Consider the following 18,901-nt stretch of genomic DNA (forward strand, 5'->3'; position numbering starts at 1 on the left):
ATGGGCTCTGCCTATGGCGAGAGCGAAAAGGCGCTTCGCGAAGTGTTCGAGAACGCGACTCAGAGTGCGCCCTCGATCATCTTCATCGACGAGGTGGACTCGATTGCGCCCAAACGAGGCCAGGTTTCGGGCGAAGCGGAAAAGCGCCTTGTCGCGCAGCTGCTGACCCTGATGGACGGGCTGGAACCTCGCGCGAACCTGGTCGTGATCGCCGCTACCAACCGGCCGGAGGCGATCGACGAGGCGCTGCGTCGACCGGGCCGCTTCGACCGGGAGATTGTGATCGGCGTTCCGGACGAGAATGGCCGGCGCGAGATCCTCGCCATCCACACACGCGGCATGCCGCTGGACGGCGGCGTCAGCCTGCCCGAGCTTGCTCGGCGGACCTACGGCTTCGTCGGCGCGGACCTTGCAGCGCTGACGCGTGAGGCGGCGATCGAAGCGGTGCGGCGCATCATGCCGAAGATCAACCTCGAAGAGGGAACCATCCCGCCGGAGGTGCTGGAGACACTGTCCGTCACCGGCGCCGATTTCGAGGAGGCGCTGAAGCGGGTGCAGCCGTCCGCCATGCGCGAAGTGATGGTGCAGGCTCCGAACGTTCGCTGGGAAGATGTGGGCGGCCTCGACGATGCGGCCGAGCGCCTGCGCGAAGGCGTCGAGCTGCCGCTGAAGGACCCGGACGCGTTCAAGCGGCTCGGCATCCGGCCCGCCAAGGGTTTCCTGCTCTACGGTCCGCCGGGGACGGGTAAGACCCTGCTCGCCAAGGCGACGGCGCGGGAGGCGGAGGCCAATTTCATCGCCACCAAATCATCCGACCTTTTGTCGAAGTGGTATGGGGAATCGGAGCAGCAGATTGCCCGCCTCTTCGCCCGCGCGCGTCAGGTGGCGCCGACCGTGATCTTCATCGACGAGCTGGACAGCCTCGTCCCAGCCCGCGGCGGCGGCATGGGCGAACCGCAGGTGACCGAACGGGTGGTGAACACCATCCTTGCGGAGATGGATGGGTTGGAAGAGCTCGGATCGGTGGTGGTGATCGGCGCCACCAACCGTCCGAACCTGATCGATCCCGCTCTGCTTCGGCCCGGCCGGTTCGACGAGCTCATCTACGTGTCCGTTCCCAATGCGGCCGGGCGGCGACGCATTCTCGATATCCAGACGCAGAAGATGCCGCTTGCCGAGGGTGTCGATCTGGATTCCCTTGCCGAGCGAACCCAGCGCTTCACGGGCGCGGACCTCGAGGATCTGGTCCGGCGGGCCGGCCTGTTCGCGCTACGGGACTCGCTAAGTGCCCAGACCGTCACTGCCGATCATTTCGAGCGGGCATTGAAGGAAACGCGCGCTTCGGTGACGGAGGAGATGGAGCGCGAATATGAGGCCATCCAGGCCCACATAAAGCAGGATGCGCGGGCAGCGAATGCCGGCATCGGCTTCATATCGCCCGGAATGCTTACGCCGCGGGGGACGAAGGGCGGAAGCGAAGACTGACCCAGAAAGCGAGCGCGACCATCAACGCGCCGGTCAGGAGAAACGGCAGCGGCATCCAGAGCCCGTAGAGCGCCACGCCTACGGCCGGCCCAACAATGTACGGGAGGCCGTTCACCGATGTGACCATTCCCGCGGCGGCATTCTGCTCGTGCGGAGCGACCGACAGCGACGCCCCGCCAGTAAATCCGGGCCGATAGAGGCCGAAGCCGAGCGACGCCAAGGCGAAGCTCATGGTGATACCGTAGACGCCGTCCACGACGCCCGTAAGCGCCGAGCCGACGGCCGCCAGCAGCGATCCCCAAAGCACGAGCGACGCCGGCGAGAGATGAAGCTGCGGGATCAGCCACCATTGAGCGAGCAGGGTAGCGACGGCGCCGGCCATCAGCACGATGGCGATCGACTGCTGCGCATGTTCGGGCTGCAGGGAAAGGCGGTCGATCACCAAGAAGCCGATCACGCCGAGTAATGCCGCGTAGCCATGCCCGCCGACGACGCCGATGATGTTCCAGGGAAGGATACGTCGGTCGTTCCAGCTAAGCTTGGCGGAGGCTTGCACCTCTTCCACGAGCGGCGCCTGCGTGTTGACGCCGCCCATCGTAGGATAGTCGACCACCTGTCCCCGGGCGGGGCGTTTCGGCGTGTCGTCCGGCAGATGGAGGATGAGGGCGGCGAGAACGACCATCCCGATGAGAGCGAAGACGATCAAAGGCCCGGCAAGTCCTAGCGGCTCGAACACGAACAGGGGAGCGATGGCCGGACCGATGATCGTTCCCAGCCCGAACGAGGAAGCGATCGCCGCCAGCGCATTCGTGCGCTGCTCGCCCTCCGTGCGGGCGGCGACATAGGCCTGGACGCCGGGTGGCGAGGCCGATCCCCACCAGCCGTAGATGCCGCGGCCGAGGCTGAAGATGATGAAGACGATACCGGGTGCCAGCCAGCCGTGAAGGCCCGCCGCCGCGACGATGCCGCAGATCAGCATCGAGGCGATAAAGCCGTAGAGACCCAGCCGCATCAGTGCGCGGCGGCCGCGATGATCTGCGCGGCGCGCCCAGTGCGGCGCCGCCACCACCCAGAGGACGGCGGAAAGGCTGAAGGCGACCGCGACCCAAAGGTCGGCAATGCCGAGATTGCGGCCGATGCTGGGCATCAGCGACTGCATGGCGGTATTGCCTGCCGCCGCCACCAGCATGACCGCGAAGAGCAGGGCGAAGCGATCCCGCGGCAGCGCGGACGCCGCTTCGTTGCTGCTTTTGTTCGCCTCGGCCATGGGAAAGGTCCCGGAAAAGATGCGGTCCATCCCGAAACTGCTGAGCCCCGGATGAACGCATGCCCCGCCCTTGCCATCGGGGCGTTGATTTGCCAACGCAGCTCAAACCTATTTTCACGGGATCGATAATGACCTTTTCGGCCGATCAAGCGCGACAGGACAGGGGATTCAGCCGCCGGTCCGCGGGCGGACCCGCCTGGCAGTTCCTTCGGGGCTTCATCAAACATCCAGTCATGGTCGGCTCGGTCATCCCGTCGTCGAAGATCCTGATCGATAAGATGCTCGCCCCGGTAGACTGGGCGAATTGCAAGCTCTTCGTCGAATATGGCCCGGGTGTCGGCACCTTCACGCAGCATATCCTGGAGCGGCTGGCGCCGGACGCGACCTTGCTGACCATCGATACCAATGCCGACTTCACCGATTATCTGAACAGCAAATTCCGGGATTCGCGCCTGATCGCGGTGACCGGATCGGCGGCCGACGTCGGCGAGATCATGGAGGCGGCCGGGCATCCGCAGGCGGATTACATCCTGTCGGGCCTGCCTTTCTCGACCCTGCCGCCGGGCGTAGGCCCGCGGATCGCGGAAGCGACGGCGGACACGCTCCGGCCGGGCGGCGCCTTCCTTGTCTATCAATTCTCGCCCAAGGTGCGGGACTTCATCGCGCCTCATTTCGAGCGAATCGACAAGGGCTTCGAGTGGCGGAATGTGCCGCCGGCGACGCTTTTCTGGGCCTGGAAGGACTAGCCGCTACCGGCCCTCGAGGCCGAAGTTGAGGCGGCGGGAGACGTTGTAGTCGAGCGTCGTCACAAGGAAGTGGGCGACGCTCCATTTCAACCGGTTGAACCAGCTTCTGTGCCGCGCATGTTCTTCGCGGCTTATCCGCCTGCTCTCGGCGATCTCGCCGTCGATGAAGCGGCGCATTTCGTCCGCGAAGGCGGCATCCTCGACGCGGAGCATCATTTCTAGGTTGAGATAGAGGCTCCGCATGTCGAAATTCGCTGACCCGATATGGACGACGTCGTCGATGACGATAAGTTTCGTGTGGAGCTTGGTCGGCTGATATTCGTAGACCTCCACCCGCCGCTTCAGGAGCCGCCAATAGGTATGGCGGGCGGCGCCGATCGTCGTGTTGTTGTCGGATTTAGAGGCGGTGACGATCCGCGCCCGGCCGCGGCTGGCGATGCCGTAGATGCGGCGGAGCATAGTACGGCTCGGTGAGAAGTAAGCGGCGATCATGTCGAGGCGCTTTGCGCGGAGCATGTCGCGCTTCACCGATTTCGCCCAAGGGCTGAGGCGGCGGGTCGGGCCGCCGAACAGCCAGCGCAGCGGCCCCGTATCCTCGCTATGGGTGCTCAGCATGCGGCGGAGTTCGCGGATGCGGGCATTCTTCTTTTTGGCCCAGCCGAACAGAGCGTCGAAATAGCCGGCGAGGCACTTAACGCTCGGCCCCTCGACCAGGAGGCCGAGATCTCGCCAGGCGCCGCTTTCGGCGGTGCCGAAATAATCGTCCTCGACATTGAAGCCGCCGGTCAGCACTGCCCGCTCGTCGGCGAGCGCAAGCTTCTGGTGGTTGCGGAGTAGATAACGCCGGCCGAGCTTCGGTTCGAAGCGGCAGAAGCCGCAATCGCTGTCGATCAGCGGCTGGAAGAAGCTGTCCTTGGCGGCGTCGCTGCCGAAGCCATCCACTAGGATGTCGACTTTCACGCCGCGCGCGCAGGCGGCGAGCATCGCGTCACGAACGCGGCGGCCGGAGGCGTCGTCCTTGAAGATATAATAGAGGACGCGGAGGCTTTCCTTGGCACTCTCAATCAGGTTGATCAGCGCCTCGAGCCGCTCTGGGCCGTCAGCGAAAAGCGTGAGGCGGTTTCCCGCCACGTCCGCCGTAACGGCGGGGGCTTTCTGGGGAGGGCTCGCGTCCGCCATCGGCACTGCATGTATGGCGGTGGCAGGCAAGCGCAACCCCTCGGAAAGATTGACATCGGGGGACCTAACGCTTAGGTGCCTCGCTCTTTCCCAAAGCTTTTAGCTCAAGCGGAGTGCTCCATGGCGCGCGTAACCGTCGAAGATTGCGTCGACAAGATCCCGAACCGGTTCGATCTGGTGCTGCTCGCGGCCCAGCGTGCGCGTCAGATCTCGGGCGGCGCCGACCTCACAATTGACCGTGATCGCGACAAGAACCCGGTCGTTGCGCTCCGCGAGATCGCCGAAGAGACGGTGCGTCCGAAGCATCTCGAAGAAGCCCTGGTCACCAATTTGCAGCGCGTCCAGCAGGACGACGATGACGAGGTGGATGAAGTGGGCAGCCTCAGCGCATCGGCCGAGGCGCTTCGCCTCACCGCCGCCGCGCCGCCGCGGAACACCAATCTCGCAGGCGACTACGAATAAGCTTTTAGATGAGGTAAGGTGGCAGGAGTGATCCAAGCCGCCTTTTCCTTGTTCGATACGCCGATCGGCCGCTGCGCCATTGTGTGGCGCGGCACGGCCGTGATCGGCAGCGCGCTTTCGGAGGTTTCGAATGAGCGGCTGCGCGCCTCTCTGCAGCGGCGGTTCCCGGAGGCGGAAGAAGCGCCGCCTCCTCCCGAGATCGAAGCCGTCATAGAAGCCGTTCGTCGCCTCCTTAACGGGGTGGCGGAGGATTTCGCAGGCATTGTGCTTCAGCTGGACGGCCTCAGCGACTTCGAGCGCGCAGTTCTGGAGGAGACGTTCCGCATCCCCGCCGGCGAGACCCGAACGTATGGGGAAATCGCGGCTGCCTTGGAGGCACCCGGCGCGGCGCGTGCCGTCGGCGCGGCATTGGGTCGCAATCCTATTCCGATCATCATCCCCTGCCACCGCGTGCTCGGCTCGAACGGGAAGAGCGGCGGCTTCTCCGCTCCGGGCGGCGCATCGACGAAGCTGAAGATGCTGGAGATAGAGCGGGCGAAACGCGGGAGCCAGCCGGAGCTGTTCGAGCACCTGCCTTGGCAGGCTAAGGCCTAGGCGGGCCGCACCTCGGAGCGGTCCACCCATTCCAGTTCCGGCAGCGACAGCAGCCGGCCCTCGGCGGAGCGGACGGCGATCGGCGCGATCGGGCGGCGATTCTCCCGGTCGACGAGAACCGGATTGCTTGGAACGCCGGACACCCAGCGCTCGCCCCATTGGCGGAGCGCTATGAGAACGGGGAGGAGCTCGCGGCCCTTGTCGGTCAGGCGATAGGCGATCTTTCGCCGGTCGCCGGGGTCGGGCTCGCGCTGGAGGATGTCGTGCTCGACGAGGCGCGCAAGCCGGTTCGACAGGATGTTCCGGGCGATGCCGAGCGTCGACTGGAATTCCTCGAAATGGGCGAGGCCGTTGAAGGCGGCGCGAAGGATCAGGAAGGACCAGCGCTCCCCTACCGCCTCCAGCGCCGCTGGGATCGCGCAGTCGGCAAGGAGCGCCTTCTTGAAATCGTTCTTCATCGAGGTCTGACCCTACGCCTATTTTCAAGAAACGCACAACGGCGGACAAAACATAGTTGCAAACAAAAACTGAACTGGATATAGGTTGCAATCAGAAACTGGATCAAGGAGGAAGATCATGTTTCGTGCAGCTATCGTTTCGCTCATCTTTGTCGCGACGCCTGCTCTTGCGACTTCTCACTATCATGCGCAGCCCATCGCCAAGCGGACCTCCGATCGGCTGATCGTTCGCGACATGCTGTGGAACTGTGATGATGCCGGATGTTCGGCAGCCAAGAATCACAGCCGTCCAGGCATCGTGTGCTCCGCACTCGCGAGGAAGGTCGGGCCGCTCGCCAGCTTCTCGGCTGGTGGAACTGCCTTGCCGCCGGACGAATTGCAAAAGTGCAACGCTCGCGCAGGCTGACACCCTTTTTGCATTGCAACGCCGCAGCACCGCACCCAATGTTGGTGCGGTGCTGAGGCAATATGAACTTCTGGAGAAGGTAAGGGCCTACGATCCGGACGCGGACGAGGCGATGATAAATCGCGCCTACGTCTTCTCAATGAAGGCGCATGGCGGCCAGAAGCGGGCATCGGGCGATCCTTATTACAGCCATCCGATCGAGGTGGCCGGCATCCTGACCGACCTCCGGCTCGACGACGAGACCATCGTCACCGCCATCCTCCACGACACCATCGAGGATACGGTCGCGACGCCGGAGGAGATCGAGAAGCATTTCGGCCCCAACGTCGCGCGCCTGGTCGACGGCGTCACCAAGCTGTCGAAGATCGAGGCCCAGTCCGAAAGTCAGCGTGCGGCGGAGAATCTCCGCAAATTCCTGCTCGCCATGTCGGGCGACATCCGCGTGCTGCTGGTGAAGCTTGCCGACCGGCTCCACAATATGCGGACGCTTCATTTCATCAAGAATGAGGAGAAGCGCCGCCGCATCGCGCGCGAGACAATGGATATCTACGCGCCGCTCGCCGAGCGGATCGGCATGTACGAGTTCATGACGGAGATGCAGACGCTCGCCTTCCGCGTGCTGGAACCCGACGCCTATGCGTCCATATCCAAACGGCTCGACCAGCTTCACAAAGGCGGCGGCGATGATCTGATCGAACGGATCGGCCGCGGGCTGAAGGCGCATCTGGAGGCGAACGGCATCGAAGCGCAGGTGCAGGGCCGCGAGAAGCATCCCTATTCGATCTGGCGCAAGATGGCGGAACGCCATGTGAGCTTCGAACAATTGTCGGATGTGATGGCGTTCCGCGCCGTCGTCGACTCAATCGAGGAATGCTACCGAACGCTCGGCATCATCCATCAGCGCTGGCCGATGGTGCCAGGCCGGTTCAAGGATTTCATCTCCACGCCGAAGCGGAACGGGTATCGCTCGCTCCACACCACCGTCATCCACGACGAGCAGATGCGAATTGAAATTCAGATCCGCACGAAAGAAATGCATGCGCAGGCCGAGCACGGCCTTGCAGCCCACTGGGCTTATAAGGAGGGCAAGGACGAGGCCGAGGACCAGCATCCCTGGATCAGCGACCTTGTCGAAATCCTCGACCATGCCGGGAGCGCGGAGGAGCTGCTCGAGCATACGCGCATGGCGATGTACCAGGACCGGATCTTCGCCTTCACGCCGAAGGGCGAGCTGATCCAGCTGCCTAAAGGCGCAACGCCGGTCGATTTCGCTTATGCGGTGCACACCGATCTTGGCGACCAGACGGTGGGGGCGAAGGTCAACGGCCGAGTGATGCCGCTCCGGACGCCGCTTGAGAATGGCGATCAGGTGGAGATTTTGGTTTCAAAGGCGCAGCATCCGCAACCGGCTTGGCTGAACTTCGTCGTCACCGGGAAGGCCCGGGCGAAGATCCGGCGCTTCGTGAAGTCGAAGGAGCGGGAGGAGACGATCGCGCTCGGCCGCAAAATTTACGACGAGATCGTCGCGCGGCTTCCGGCTCCGCTCGGGTGGGAGGCGATGGCCGAGGCGTTGCGACGCCTCAACCTCCATGATGACGATGCCCTGATGGAAGCGATCGCGCTGAAGCGGGTGGACGATGTCGCGGTCATGGAAGCGCTGATGCCCGGCTCCGCAATCAAGGAAGGCGTGAAGCCGCCGCCGCAGCGGCAGGCCATCTCCATTAAAGGACTCACGCCCGGCGTCGCATTCCAGCTTGCCGATTGTTGCCTGCCGATCCCGGGCGACCGAATCGTCGGCCTCCGCCGCGAGGGCGAAGGGATCGAGGTACACACGATCGGCTGCGAGCAGTTGGCGAGCGGCCAGGATGCCGACTGGGTGGACCTCGCCTGGGGCGACGAATCGGACGGCGGCGCGGCCCGGCTTTGCGTCGTCATCAAGAATCAGCCCGGCTCGCTCGCGATCATCGCCGGCGTGATGGGCAATCATGGCGCCAACATCGTCAGCATGGATCAGGTGAGCCGCGACGGCAGCTTCCACACCTTCCATTTCGACATCGAGGTGCACGACGTCGCCCACCTTATGCGAATCCTCGCTGCCCTCCGCGCCACCGACGTGGTATCGACGGCGGAGCGGCTCTAGCCTAGGCTGCCGGCCCATGACCGATACGCCTGCTTCGATGACCTATGGGGGCTATCTTGCCCTCGACCAGCTTCTCTCAGCACAGCACCCGATCTCCGACCTTCATGACGAGATGCTGTTCGTCATCATCCACCAGACGAAAGAGCTCTGGCTGAAGCAGATCATCCACGAGCTGAAGCTGTCGCGCGATCTGATCCGCGCCGACAAGTTGATCGAGGTCCATAAGAGCCTGTCGCGCGTGTCGCGCATACAGGCGGTGATGACGCTCAGCTGGGACGTGCTCGCGACGATGACGCCAGCGGATTATTCTCGATTCCGCGATGTGCTGGGCTCGAGCTCCGGGTTCCAGTCCGCACAGTTTCGGCAGATGGAATACCTGCTCGGCATCAAGGATGGCGCCCACCTCCGCTATCAGGACAAACAGTCGCAATGGTATGTGGCACTGGAAGAGGCGCTGCGCGCGCCGAGCGTCTGGGACGAAGCCAACGCCGCAATGGCACGGGCGGGCTTTGCGCTTCCCAGCCAACTGCTTGAGCGGGACTGGAGCCAGAAGTACGAGCCTGCGGAGGCGGTGGAGGCGGCCTGGGCTGAGGTTTACCTGAATACGGAGCGCTTGTGGCCCTTTTATCAACTCGCCGAAAAGCTGGTCGACATAGACGACGCTCTGGCCACTTGGCGCCACAAGCATTTGGTGACGGTGGAGCGCATTATTGGATTAAAGCGTGGGACAGGGGGGACGGCAGGATTAGCGTATCTGCAGTCTACGCTGCCGAAGCGAGCCTTTCCCGAGCTGTGGTCACTTCGCACAAGCCTCTAAACGTCCAATTCGATCAGCTCGCCGCCCGAATAGCCAACGAGCATCTGGCAGTCCCTGCTGAGCAATAGCGAGAATGGCTCGTCGGATTGCCAGACGCCGCCCGCTCGGAGCCGCATGCCGCCGCACGACGCCTCTCCCGCAAACGGAACGAGCGTGAGTTGCTGCCCCGACTTAAGATTCACCGATAAGTCGCGTTCGCCCTCCCACAGCTCCAACATGAAAGGCGGTCCTTTTGCAACGAGCTGTCTGCCTGGGCCGATCTCCTCGCGTTTGAAAGGCGGCGAATAGGGTGCACGATTAGCTACAGCGATTCCATCATCCAGATGTAACTCGCGCGGTCGGCCGTAATCGTAAAGACGATAGGTGAGGTCGGTGCTCTGCTGAATTTCGATAATTGTTAGGCCTGCCCCTATCGCGTGCACTGTCCCTGCCGGAGAATAGTAGATTTCCCCCCTTCGAGCTGGTTTCCAGTCGACGAGCTGCTCAATGCTTCCATCCAGCGCCGCATTCTTCAGAGCTGCGTCCGAGACATTATTGGTTAGGCCGAGGCCTATCACTGCGTCGGGCTCAGCCTGAAGGATCAGCCATGCCTCATCCTTGCCTTGGGGTAGGCCGCGAGCCTGTGCCTGTACGTCATTCGGATGAACTTGGATCGAGAGCGGCTCGGATGTGAATAGATATTTGACTAGGATCCTCGACGCTCCATCGCCTTCAAACCAAATTTCGCCGATTGGGTCGGCGGTTGGCCCGACGTCGAACCAAGGTTCGATGTTCCTGCGGCCCCACACCCGTGGCACAGGTTTCGGTTGCAGCGCAGTTATTGGCAAGCTCGTCTCCCGAACAGGTTTCTAACAGCCGGTGCGGACAGTTTGAAGGCACTTTGCCGGCAGCCATGATCGTTGCCGGCAGCCATGATCGATGCTTTCGTGCAACACTAGGCAATTTCGCTCCGAGCCGCCACTCTAGCCAATTGACGATCTGCCCGGCTGAATGCAATTAGGAAACGGAAACTTCCTGTGCCGGGGGTTTACATTAGCCAATGCCGACGATAAATGTTCGGCAGTAGGGGCGTGCTGCAGATTTGCAGCACATAAATATGAGTTTAAAGGGAGTGTAGAATGAGCGTTAGAAAGTTAGCACTCAAAGCAGCTTTGATGACATCGATCGTGGCGATGCCGACGCTCGTTCACGCTGCTGATGCGTCGAAGCTTTCGGTGGGCACGGCTACTGCTGCGCGCGCCGGTGCCGATCAGCAGGATGGGAGCAGCCTTGGTGGCGGAGTTATCATTCCGCTTTTGGCTCTCGCGGCTATCGTGGCAGGCATCCTCGTTGTTCTCGATAACGATGATGATCCAGACAGCCCCTGAGACCCTTGCCTTAGATCAATAAGAAAGGCGGCTTTACGGCCGCCTTTTTTGTTAATCTGCTGGCTTCCGCCGCAACTCGCAGTCTCCGACTGCCCACCGATATCTTAGCTTCAATTCTTCTAAAGCGTTCGTCAGCGTCCTATAACGCTTTTCTCCTATCACTGTGGGATAGCAGAGATAGGATGCGTCTTCGCCGGGCAGACATGGTTTCTCCCATAGCTCTGCCGTTTCAATGATGCCGAAACCGCAGCAATCTTCAAACACAAAGACGAACTGCAGCTCATCTGGTCGCATGAAGCTCTTTGCAGCGATGCTCATCAGTGACGCCCTCTCCAAATGTAACGCTTAGCACATCAGGCCAATAGGTGAGAACGGAAAGCGGGCTCGACCGTTTATCCTAATCGATCACTCGCTGGACGCGAAAGCTCCGCATCGTTAGGAAGAAAGAAATTATCTCACTTTTGTAAGCGGCGTTTGCAGAATCCAACATGAGATCGAAGGCCGACCTGTTCACCTTCAGCCCGGCGCCGGCTGACCTGGCGCGCTTTCGGGTCGATCGCGTTCCGGCGCCCCAGCGTATCTCCTATGCGGAGCATCCCGCTTACGCGGAATTCGCACGGAAGCCGCCGATGGGGGTCAGGGCCGCGGCCACGGCGCGCTTTCTCGGAAGTCTGCTCCCTTTGGCCGGAAAGCGGCTGATCAACTACGAACTTATTCCCAACGAAGTACGCATGCGGCGGGATATCAAGGGGCGCCTGCGCCTCGTGGCGGCGGGCCTCCGAAACATCTCGGTTCGCCCGCGCCGCCGCGGCAACGCGACATTGCCCGCGGCGCGGACGCTGTCGACGGACGGCTGCGTCGTCGCCGCCGCGTCCCCGGCCGCGCTCGCCCCCGTCGAAGCCGCGGCCGCCGGGGCATTCGCGAAGCTTCAGGAAGCGAGAGCGGCACGCGCCGGAGGCAAAAGGCACTTCGAGGAGTCGCGCTTCCATGCCGATCGCCGGGAGGAAGCTGCCTTGTTCGCGACGGTGGAAGCGTTCCTGAAGGATGCCGGCATAATGGCTGCCGCGTCCGAATATCTGGGCCGACAGGCAAGCCTCGTCGACGTCAATCCGCAGATCAACGATCCGAGCGACAGCTTCTGGCGGGACATATTCCCCGACATCTCCTCGAAGCGCCTGCCAAAGGCTGCCTATTTCCATAGGGACGCGTCGGGCGGAGACCTCAAGGCGATCATCTACATGTCGGACGTGGATGCGTCGAACGGCCCCTTCGGCTATGTGCTGGGGTCCCATCGGCTCCGCCTGTCGCGTCTCGACGACTTCATCTGCGAAGCGAACGATCATAACGGCCTTGCCCACACCGATGCGAAATCACGGCGCCATTTCGCTGCGCTGCCGACGCGCTTCAGGCAGAAAGGCGCGTTCGGCAACGACCTGCCGGACGAGCATCCGGCGAGCGACGAGATCGTCAAGGCGGCTTGGTCCATCACCGGCCCCAGGGGTTCGATCGTTCTGTTCGACACCAAGGGGATTCATCGGGGCGGCATGGTGGAGCGCGGCGAGCGGCGGGTCATCACTTGTGTGCTGGGCTAGGCTGACGTGAAGCGCCACCCCGCAATATCCATGCTGCAGGTCTGGACGGTCTGCATCCTTGCCTTCTTCGGGCTGCCCTTTGTCCTCGTCGGTCGGACCCTGACGGCGTGGGGGTTCTTCGCTCTCGCCTTGTTCATAGGCGCTTTCATCGTGGGAGCGACGTTCCGCACCCTGACTTGGCCGAGGCACGTTCAGGCGGTCCCGGCGCATACGAGGATCGACCTGGGCATGGTCGACAAGATATTGCCCGGCGTCGCCATACTCACGGTTTTCATCCTGGCATGGGAATTCGCACAGGGTAACTTCCTCGATCTGTCGCAGGCCTGGGAGATACGTGCGGAGCGGGCAGGCGACCTCCTCGGCGGGCAGGCATCGCAAAGCTCAGCTCTTTTCCAGATTGCCTTCATCCTCTACCCGGTCGGTTTCGCCATGCTGGTCCGCGAGACGCTGTTCCGAAAGGACATCATCCTGTGGCGGCTCGCGCTCTTTTCCGGCCTTCCGATCCTGATGATGTCGCTAATCATGGGCGGACGCGGACCGCTCCTTTACGCGATCCTGCTCGCCTTCGTCTCGTTCAGAACGCGGCAGCGCCTTTGGCAAGGAGACCGGGCTGTCGCGAGGCGGCGGGTCAGGACGAGCACGCTCATCTACGGAAGCCTCGCCGTCGTCGTCGGTCTCGCGGCGCTCAACTATTTCGTCGTCGTCTTCCTCGTCCGCGCGGAAAGCGCCGGCGGTGTCGAGGCGATGTTCGACCTCGTCAGCTCCATCTGGGGCGTCGATTTCGAAGGTCCTGTCGCCGATCTCATCATCGGCACGATTGGCTACGGCAATACCTATCTCGTCTTCGTCTTCGTCTGGTATCTGGTGCAGGGCCTGGTGATGTCGAACGTGATCTTCACCGATTTCACGACTTCGCCCCACTACGGTATTTACGGCCTCGAACTGCTGACCGCGCTGATGAGGCGGATCAATGGCGACTTCGTCGCCGACCGCTTCTATCCGCTTCTCGAGCTGAACCTCGCCGGCTTCCTTCCCTCGGCCTGGGGATCGCTTTACGTCGACTGGAAATTTTGGGGGCTGATCCCGGCCTTCCTGTGGGGCTATCTCGCGGCGCTTGTGTACCACCGTTGCCGCGAACGCATGGACCTTCGCTGGTTTTACCTAGCGCCGGTCGTAAGCCTCGGCATCTTCTTCAGCCTGATCAACACACCGCTGGGCTTCGGGAACGGGTTCGTCATTCACTTTTGGATGATCCTGGCCTTCATGCTGATGCGCGTCGTGCCGGCCCCGGCCCGGCAGCCGGCCGTGGCCCTGCAACCCGCTGAATAGCGAAGGATCAGGGGGCGATTTGAGCAGCGGGGCGGCCTTTAGCTCCCATTATCGTGCGGAGATCGACGGTATCCGTGCGATCGCCGTCGTCCCCGTGATCCTCTATCATGCGGGGCTCGGCCCCTTCACCGGCGGCTATGTCGGCGTCGACATCTTCTTCGTGATCAGCGGCTATCTCATCACCTCGATTATCCTCGGCGATCTGGCGAAGGGCCGCTTAACCTTCGGCGATTTCTACGAGCGGCGTATCCGCCGCATCTTTCCGGCACTGTTCCTCGTCACGGCGGTCACCAGCCTGCTTGCCTGGTTCGTGCTGCTTCCCCAGGAGATGCGCGATTTCGGCCAGAGCGTGGTCGCCACGATGTTGTTCGTCGCGAACATCTTCTTCTACCTGAAGAGCGGCTATTTCGCACCCGACGTCGATACGTTTCCGCTGATCCACATGTGGAGTCTTGCGGTCGAAGAGCAATTCTACATCGTCTTCCCTGTCATCCTGCTCCTGATCGTCGGGTCGGGCCGCACGAAATGGCTGAGACCCGTCTTGCTGCTCGCAATCGCCTCCTCCTTCCTCGCCAGTATCTGGATGCAGGAGCGGAACCCGAGCGCCAACTTCTTCCTCCCTCTGTTTCGCGCCTGGGAGCTCGGCCTCGGCGCCTTGCTCGCTGCAACGGGCGGAGTCATTCGGCCCTTCTTCGAGCGGAAGCGCGCTCTGGCCAGCATTGCGGAGATCGCCGGTCTCGCCATCATCCTGGCCGCGATCGTCCTGATGGACCGGTCCACTCCTTTCCCTGGCTGGTTCGCCCTTCCGCCGGTGATCGGAACCGCTTTGATCATCGCCGCCAGCTCCGGCACCACGCCTGTCGGGCGGCTCCTGTCGCTGCCGCTGTTCGTCGGTATCGGCCTCATCTCCTACAGTGCCTATCTGTGGCATCAGCCGCTGTTTGCGCTGGCGCGGTCCCTCAATGGCTTCCCGCTTCACCGGGGCTTCTATGTCGCCCTGATCGCCGTCACCTTCCTGCTCGCCTTCCTGTCGTGGAAATATGTGGAGCAACCGTTCCGCAACCGCGCGTTCATTGGGCGCAAGACCTTGTTCGGGCTTTCCGCGCTGCTGGCCTTGCTCCTCGTGGCCTTCGGCCTGCTCGCGCACGTCACCCGCGGTTTTCCCGACCGCTTCGGTGCCGAACGTATCGCCATCGCGGAGACGATGACGCTCAGCCCGAAGCGGGACGCGTGCCACACGGACGGCACCGACTACCGGCCGCCGAGCGCAGCCTGCGCCTATGGCGGAGCGCAAACGAGCTGGGCGATCCTGGGCGACAGTCACGGTATCGAGATCGGCTATGCCCTAGCCGAGCGGCTTGCGAAGCAGGGACAGGGGCTGCTGCATCTGACCTTCAGCGCCTGTCCGGCCGCACTCAGCTTTGATCCGGCTAATCCGGGGTGCGGCGCATGGACCGAAGAGGCGGTGCGCCGCCTCGAAGGCGACAGTCGAATTCGCAGCGTGGTCATCGCCTATCGCCACGGTCTCTACCTCTACGGCGATCAACGGGAGCATTATCCGTCGGCGGCGCAACTCCCTCCGGCCTTCATGACCGATCGTTCACCGGAGGCAGCGCGAAGCATTTACTGGCGGGACTTCGACCGCCTCGTGTCCCGACTGCGGAAGGCAGGCAAGCGCGTCCACGTTCTTGGGCCGGTGCCCGAGCTTCCGGTAACGGCGGAATGGTTCGTGTTCCGCCAGGGTGAAAAGGCGCACCTTTCCGCCAGCTTCTATACCGGGCGGCAAGGCGCGATTCTCGATCGGCTGAGGGGGATGGAGCGTGCAGGGCATATCCGCCTGATCGAACCTGGGCCGGCCCTATGCGATCGTCAGAACTGCCGCGTGGTGATCGGCGGACAGTCCATGTATTTCGACGATAACCATCTCAGCATGCCGGGCGCGCGCCGGGTGCTCGCCCGCGAAGCCGCGGAAGGACCGCTCGAATGAGCGCCGTGCTGGTGACGGGCGCCGACGGCTTTGTCGGAAGCGCCGTAGCCGAAGCGCTGCGGGCAGCGGGCCACCGGGTCCAGCCGGTGGTACGGGCGTTAAGGCCCGAGAGTTCGACCGACGCCCGGGCGGTGGGCGATATCTCCGCGTCGGTCGCCTGGCCGTCGCTGCTGAAGGGCATTGAAGTTGTCGTGCACTGCGCTGGTCGCGCACACGTCCTGCGGGAGGAAGCTGCCGAACCGCTGGAGGCGTTTCGGACCGTGAACCGGGATGCGAGCGTAACCCTCGCGCGCGCGGCCGCCGGTTCCGGCGTGAGGCGCTTCATCTTCCTCTCCTCGATCGGCGTGCTCGGCGGCGAGACCGGGGCGAGACCCTTCCGCGCGGATGACCCGGTTGAGCCGCACTCCGCCTACGCCGTCGCGAAGGCCGAGGCGGAGGCGGGACTTGCTTCCATTGCCGCCGAAACCGGCATGGAGCTCGTGGTCATCCGGCCGCCGCTTGTGCTGGGTCGGGGGGCAAAGGGAAATCTCGGCGCCTTGGCGAACGTCATGCGCAAGGGGGTTCTGCTGCCGTTCGGCCGCGTCACCTCGAACCGGCGCGACCTCGTCTCCCTCGAGACGCTGGCGGACCTCATCTCCATCTGCGTCGATCATCCGACGGCGGCGGGACAGACCTTCCTCGTTGCTGATGGCGCCCCTCTGTCGACGCGCGGAATCGTGGAACGGATCGCCACGCTGGAGGGGCTGCGCCCGCATTTCCTGCCGGTGCCGCCTGCCTTGCTCGGAGCGGGGCTCCGTCTCCTGGGCCGCGGCGCCCTCGCCTCTCAGTTGCTGGGAAATCTGGAAGTCGATATAGCGCCCACACGCGAGCGGCTAGGCTGGAGCCCGCCGCCGCTCAGCAGGGGCTAGGCCGTGGGTGTCTTCATCATCGCCGAAGCAGGCGTCAATCATAACGGCGACGCCGACCGCGCGCTGCGGATGATCGACGTCGCCGCGGAAGCTGGCGCGGACGCTATCAAGTTCCAGACCTTCAGTGCCGACCGGCTGGCGGGGCCGACCGCCGCCAAGGCCGACTATCAGGCGCGCGAGACCGGCGGCGGCGGCCAGCACGAGATGCTGAAGGCGCTGGAGATGTCGGACGAGCTGCACCGCCGCCTGTTCGCGCGCTGCACCGAGGCGGGCATAGAATTCATGTCGACTCCGTTCGACGAAGAGGCCGCCGACTTCCTTGCCGCATTGGGGATGCGGCGGCTTAAGGTGCCGTCGGGCGAAGTGGTCAACCACCCCTTCCTGCGCCATCTCGCCGCCAAGGGCCTGCCCATGATCGTCTCCACCGGCATGGCGACGATGGACGAGGTAAGGGAGGCGGCGGATGTCGTGCGGGAAGGGTGGGGCGGCCATCCTCCGGAGGACCCTGCCCCGCTCAGCATCCTCCATTGCACCTCCAACTACCCCGCCGCGCCGGAAGACGTGAACCTCCGCGCGATGACCAGCATCGCCGACACGCTGGGCGTGCCCGTCGGCTATTCGGATCACACGCTCGGCGCTGCGGTTTCGATCGCCGCGGTCGCGCGCGGCGCCGTCGTGATCGAGAAGCACTTCACGCTCGACCGTGCGCTGCCCGGTCCCGATCATCGGGCCTCCCTCACGCCGGAAGAGTTGAAGGACATGGTGATGGCGATCCGCGCCGTGGAAGCCGCGCTCGGCTCGGACGTGAAGGCGCCGACCGAAGCCGAGCTGGCCGTGCGGCAGGTGGCGCGGCGGTCGGTGACGGCGATGCGCAGCCTTGCCGCCGGCGCTGTGATCGAGCGGGAGGACGTGGCATTGCTCCGCCCCGCCACGGGCATCCCGCCAAAGCATCTCGATGAGGTGGTGGGTCGTCGCTTGGCACGGCCAGTCGAGGCGGGAACGCCGCTCCAGTGGGACGATCTTGCCTGAGGCGATGCGACACGTCTGCTACGTCAGCGGTACCCGCGCCGACTTCGGGTTGATGCGCTCGACGCTGGAGGCGATCGCCGCCGCGCCGGATCTTCGCCTGTCGGTGCTTGCGACCGGCATGCATTTGTCGCCGCTCTATGGCGAGACGGTGCGCGAGATCGAGGAGGCGGGCCTCGCCATCCTCGCGCGGGTGCCGGTACCGCTTGATCCGCCAACCGGCGCGACCATGGGCCGCAACATCGGCACGATGGTGGCCGCCTTCACCGATGCGCTGGAGCAGGCGAGGCCCGACCTGGCACTGCTGCTCGGCGACCGCGGCGAAATGCTCGCTGGAGCCCTCGCTGCGATCCACCTCAACATCCCCGTCGCCCACATCCATGGCGGCGAGCGTTCGGGGACGGTGGACGAGCCGATCCGCCACGCCATCTCGAAGCTGTCGCACCTCCACTTCACCGCTACGGATGAGGCGCGCGAACGCCTGATCCGGATGGGCGAGCGGGAGGACCGCATCTTCGTGACGGGTGCCCCGGGCCTCGATTCTCTGACGGACGCGCCTCTTCCGGATCGTGCGGCATTCATGGCGGATCATGGCCTCGACGCTGGCCAGCCTTTCGCGCTCTTCGTCTTCCACCCCGTCCTGCAGGAGGCGGACCGCGCCCGTGCCGACACCGAAGCCGTTCTTGACGCGCTCTGCGGCGCAGGACTCCAGATACTGGCGCTGATGCCGAATTCAGATGCCGGCAGCGCGGGCGTCCGCGAGGCGCTGCAACAGGCCGAGGGACGGAAAGGCATTGTCGTCCTCACACACATGCCGCGGCCGGAGTTCGTCGCCGCCATGGCCCATGCCGATCTGATGGCGGGAAACAGCAGCGCCGGCATCATCGAGGCTGCGAGCTTCGGCACGCCGGTGCTGAACGTCGGACGGCGTCAGACTCTGCGAGGGCGCAATGCCAATGTCTGCGACGTGCCGGCCGACGCCGGCGCCATGCGCGAGGCCGTCGACGCTCTGCTGAGCGGCGGACGTTTCCCGGCGGCGAATGTCTATGGGGACGGGAAGGCGGGCGAAAGGATCGTGCGGCTCCTGGTCCAATTGCCGCTGGACGCGGATTTGCTCCACAAGGTCAATGGATATTGA

The 18,901-nt window shown here is 63.7% G+C and carries 19 protein-coding genes; 14 read left to right on the forward strand and 5 right to left on the reverse strand.

What is annotated here, in order from left to right; genetic code table 11:
* Positions 1–1,485: AAA family ATPase (locus VGD10_RS00945; RefSeq protein WP_331038914.1), on the forward strand; the 1,485-nt coding region annotated here is incomplete at its 5' end.
* Here the strand turns inward: VGD10_RS00945 and VGD10_RS00950 are convergent.
* On the reverse strand, positions 1,448–2,782 hold the full coding sequence (locus VGD10_RS00950; protein WP_331038915.1) for an MFS transporter: 1,335 nt from the start codon (positions 2,780–2,782) through the stop codon (positions 1,448–1,450). The genes VGD10_RS00945 and VGD10_RS00950 overlap by 38 nt on opposite strands.
* A 98-nt stretch (positions 2,783–2,880) precedes the next feature.
* On the opposite strand from VGD10_RS00950, the gene VGD10_RS00955 reads away from it, so the two are divergent.
* A complete protein-coding gene (locus tag VGD10_RS00955; protein WP_331038916.1) occupies positions 2,881–3,498 on the forward strand; it encodes a methyltransferase in 618 nt (205 codons plus the stop codon).
* A gap of 3 nt (positions 3,499–3,501) precedes the next feature.
* Here VGD10_RS00955 and VGD10_RS00960 read toward each other — a convergent pair whose 3' ends face one another.
* Entirely contained in the window at positions 3,502–4,677 is a 1,176-nt protein-coding gene (locus VGD10_RS00960) for a phosphatidylserine/phosphatidylglycerophosphate/cardiolipin synthase family protein (protein WP_331038917.1), read from the reverse strand.
* A gap of 120 nt (positions 4,678–4,797) precedes the next feature.
* Between VGD10_RS00960 and rpoZ the strand changes: the two genes are divergently transcribed.
* Complete coding sequence (gene rpoZ / locus VGD10_RS00965; protein ID WP_331038918.1) at positions 4,798–5,139, forward strand: DNA-directed RNA polymerase subunit omega; 342 nt, start codon at positions 4,798–4,800, stop codon at positions 5,137–5,139.
* Positions 5,140–5,157: 18 nt separating this feature from the next.
* The gene (locus VGD10_RS00970) at positions 5,158–5,733 is read left to right on the forward strand and encodes a methylated-DNA--[protein]-cysteine S-methyltransferase (RefSeq protein ID WP_331038919.1); all 576 of its coding nucleotides are present in this window, start codon (positions 5,158–5,160) and stop codon (positions 5,731–5,733) included.
* On the opposite strand, the gene VGD10_RS00975 is transcribed toward VGD10_RS00970, so the two are convergent.
* The gene (locus VGD10_RS00975; RefSeq protein WP_331038920.1) at positions 5,730–6,191 is read right to left on the reverse strand and encodes a helix-turn-helix domain-containing protein; all 462 of its coding nucleotides are present in this window, start codon (positions 6,189–6,191) and stop codon (positions 5,730–5,732) included. The genes VGD10_RS00970 and VGD10_RS00975 overlap by 4 nt on opposite strands.
* A gap of 118 nt (positions 6,192–6,309) precedes the next feature.
* Here VGD10_RS00975 and VGD10_RS00980 point away from each other — a divergent pair, with 118 nt between their 5' ends.
* Genes VGD10_RS00980 through VGD10_RS00990 form a run of 3 tightly spaced genes read left to right on the forward strand, consistent with a single transcriptional unit; the run spans position 6,310 to position 9,554 of the window.
* A complete protein-coding gene (locus tag VGD10_RS00980; RefSeq protein ID WP_331038921.1) occupies positions 6,310–6,597 on the forward strand; it encodes a CC_3452 family protein in 288 nt (95 codons plus the stop codon).
* A 49-nt stretch (positions 6,598–6,646) separates the two neighbouring features.
* Positions 6,647–8,737, forward strand: coding sequence for a bifunctional (p)ppGpp synthetase/guanosine-3',5'-bis(diphosphate) 3'-pyrophosphohydrolase (locus VGD10_RS00985; RefSeq protein WP_331038966.1), 2,091 nt, complete (start codon positions 6,647–6,649; stop codon positions 8,735–8,737).
* A 16-nt stretch (positions 8,738–8,753) separates the two neighbouring features.
* On the forward strand, positions 8,754–9,554 hold the full coding sequence (locus VGD10_RS00990) for a tryptophan 2,3-dioxygenase (protein ID WP_331038922.1): 801 nt from the start codon (positions 8,754–8,756) through the stop codon (positions 9,552–9,554).
* On the opposite strand, the gene VGD10_RS00995 is transcribed toward VGD10_RS00990, so the two are convergent.
* Positions 9,551–10,381 (reverse strand): class I mannose-6-phosphate isomerase, encoded by an 831-nt coding sequence (locus VGD10_RS00995; RefSeq protein ID WP_331038923.1) that lies wholly within the window; start codon positions 10,379–10,381, stop codon positions 9,551–9,553. The two genes, VGD10_RS00990 and VGD10_RS00995, sit on opposite strands and share 4 nt — an antisense overlap.
* A 291-nt stretch (positions 10,382–10,672) precedes the next feature.
* Here VGD10_RS00995 and VGD10_RS01000 point away from each other — a divergent pair, with 291 nt between their 5' ends.
* On the forward strand, positions 10,673–10,921 hold the full coding sequence (locus VGD10_RS01000; RefSeq protein WP_331038924.1) for a hypothetical protein: 249 nt from the start codon (positions 10,673–10,675) through the stop codon (positions 10,919–10,921).
* Positions 10,922–10,972: 51 nt separating this feature from the next.
* On the opposite strand, the gene VGD10_RS01005 is transcribed toward VGD10_RS01000, so the two are convergent.
* Entirely contained in the window at positions 10,973–11,239 is a 267-nt protein-coding gene (locus VGD10_RS01005) for a hypothetical protein (RefSeq protein WP_331038925.1), read from the reverse strand.
* A 170-nt stretch (positions 11,240–11,409) separates the two neighbouring features.
* Here VGD10_RS01005 and VGD10_RS01010 point away from each other — a divergent pair, with 170 nt between their 5' ends.
* The 6 genes from VGD10_RS01010 to neuC are packed head-to-tail and all read left to right on the forward strand — an operon-like array spanning position 11,410 to position 18,901.
* Complete coding sequence (locus tag VGD10_RS01010) at positions 11,410–12,513, forward strand: hypothetical protein (RefSeq protein WP_331038926.1); 1,104 nt, start codon at positions 11,410–11,412, stop codon at positions 12,511–12,513.
* Positions 12,514–12,519: 6 nt separating this feature from the next.
* Positions 12,520–13,842 (forward strand): hypothetical protein, encoded by a 1,323-nt coding sequence (locus VGD10_RS01015; protein WP_331038927.1) that lies wholly within the window; start codon positions 12,520–12,522, stop codon positions 13,840–13,842.
* A 19-nt stretch (positions 13,843–13,861) separates the two neighbouring features.
* Positions 13,862–15,829, forward strand: a complete 1,968-nt coding sequence (locus VGD10_RS01020; protein ID WP_331038928.1) for an acyltransferase family protein — start codon at positions 13,862–13,864, stop codon at positions 15,827–15,829.
* On the forward strand, positions 15,826–16,737 hold the full coding sequence (locus tag VGD10_RS01025) for an NAD-dependent epimerase/dehydratase family protein (protein ID WP_331038929.1): 912 nt from the start codon (positions 15,826–15,828) through the stop codon (positions 16,735–16,737). Before VGD10_RS01020 ends, VGD10_RS01025 begins: the two co-directional genes overlap by 4 nt.
* A gap of 3 nt (positions 16,738–16,740) precedes the next feature.
* Positions 16,741–17,766 (forward strand): N-acetylneuraminate synthase, encoded by a 1,026-nt coding sequence (gene neuB / locus VGD10_RS01030; RefSeq protein ID WP_331038930.1) that lies wholly within the window; start codon positions 16,741–16,743, stop codon positions 17,764–17,766.
* Positions 17,693–18,901, forward strand: a complete 1,209-nt coding sequence (neuC, locus tag VGD10_RS01035) for a UDP-N-acetylglucosamine 2-epimerase (RefSeq protein WP_331038931.1) — start codon at positions 17,693–17,695, stop codon at positions 18,899–18,901. Before neuB ends, neuC begins: the two co-directional genes overlap by 74 nt.

Origin of the sequence: Allosphingosinicella sp. (genome assembly GCF_036402135.1) — a bacterium.
Lineage (GTDB): Bacteria > Pseudomonadota > Alphaproteobacteria > Sphingomonadales > Sphingomonadaceae > Allosphingosinicella.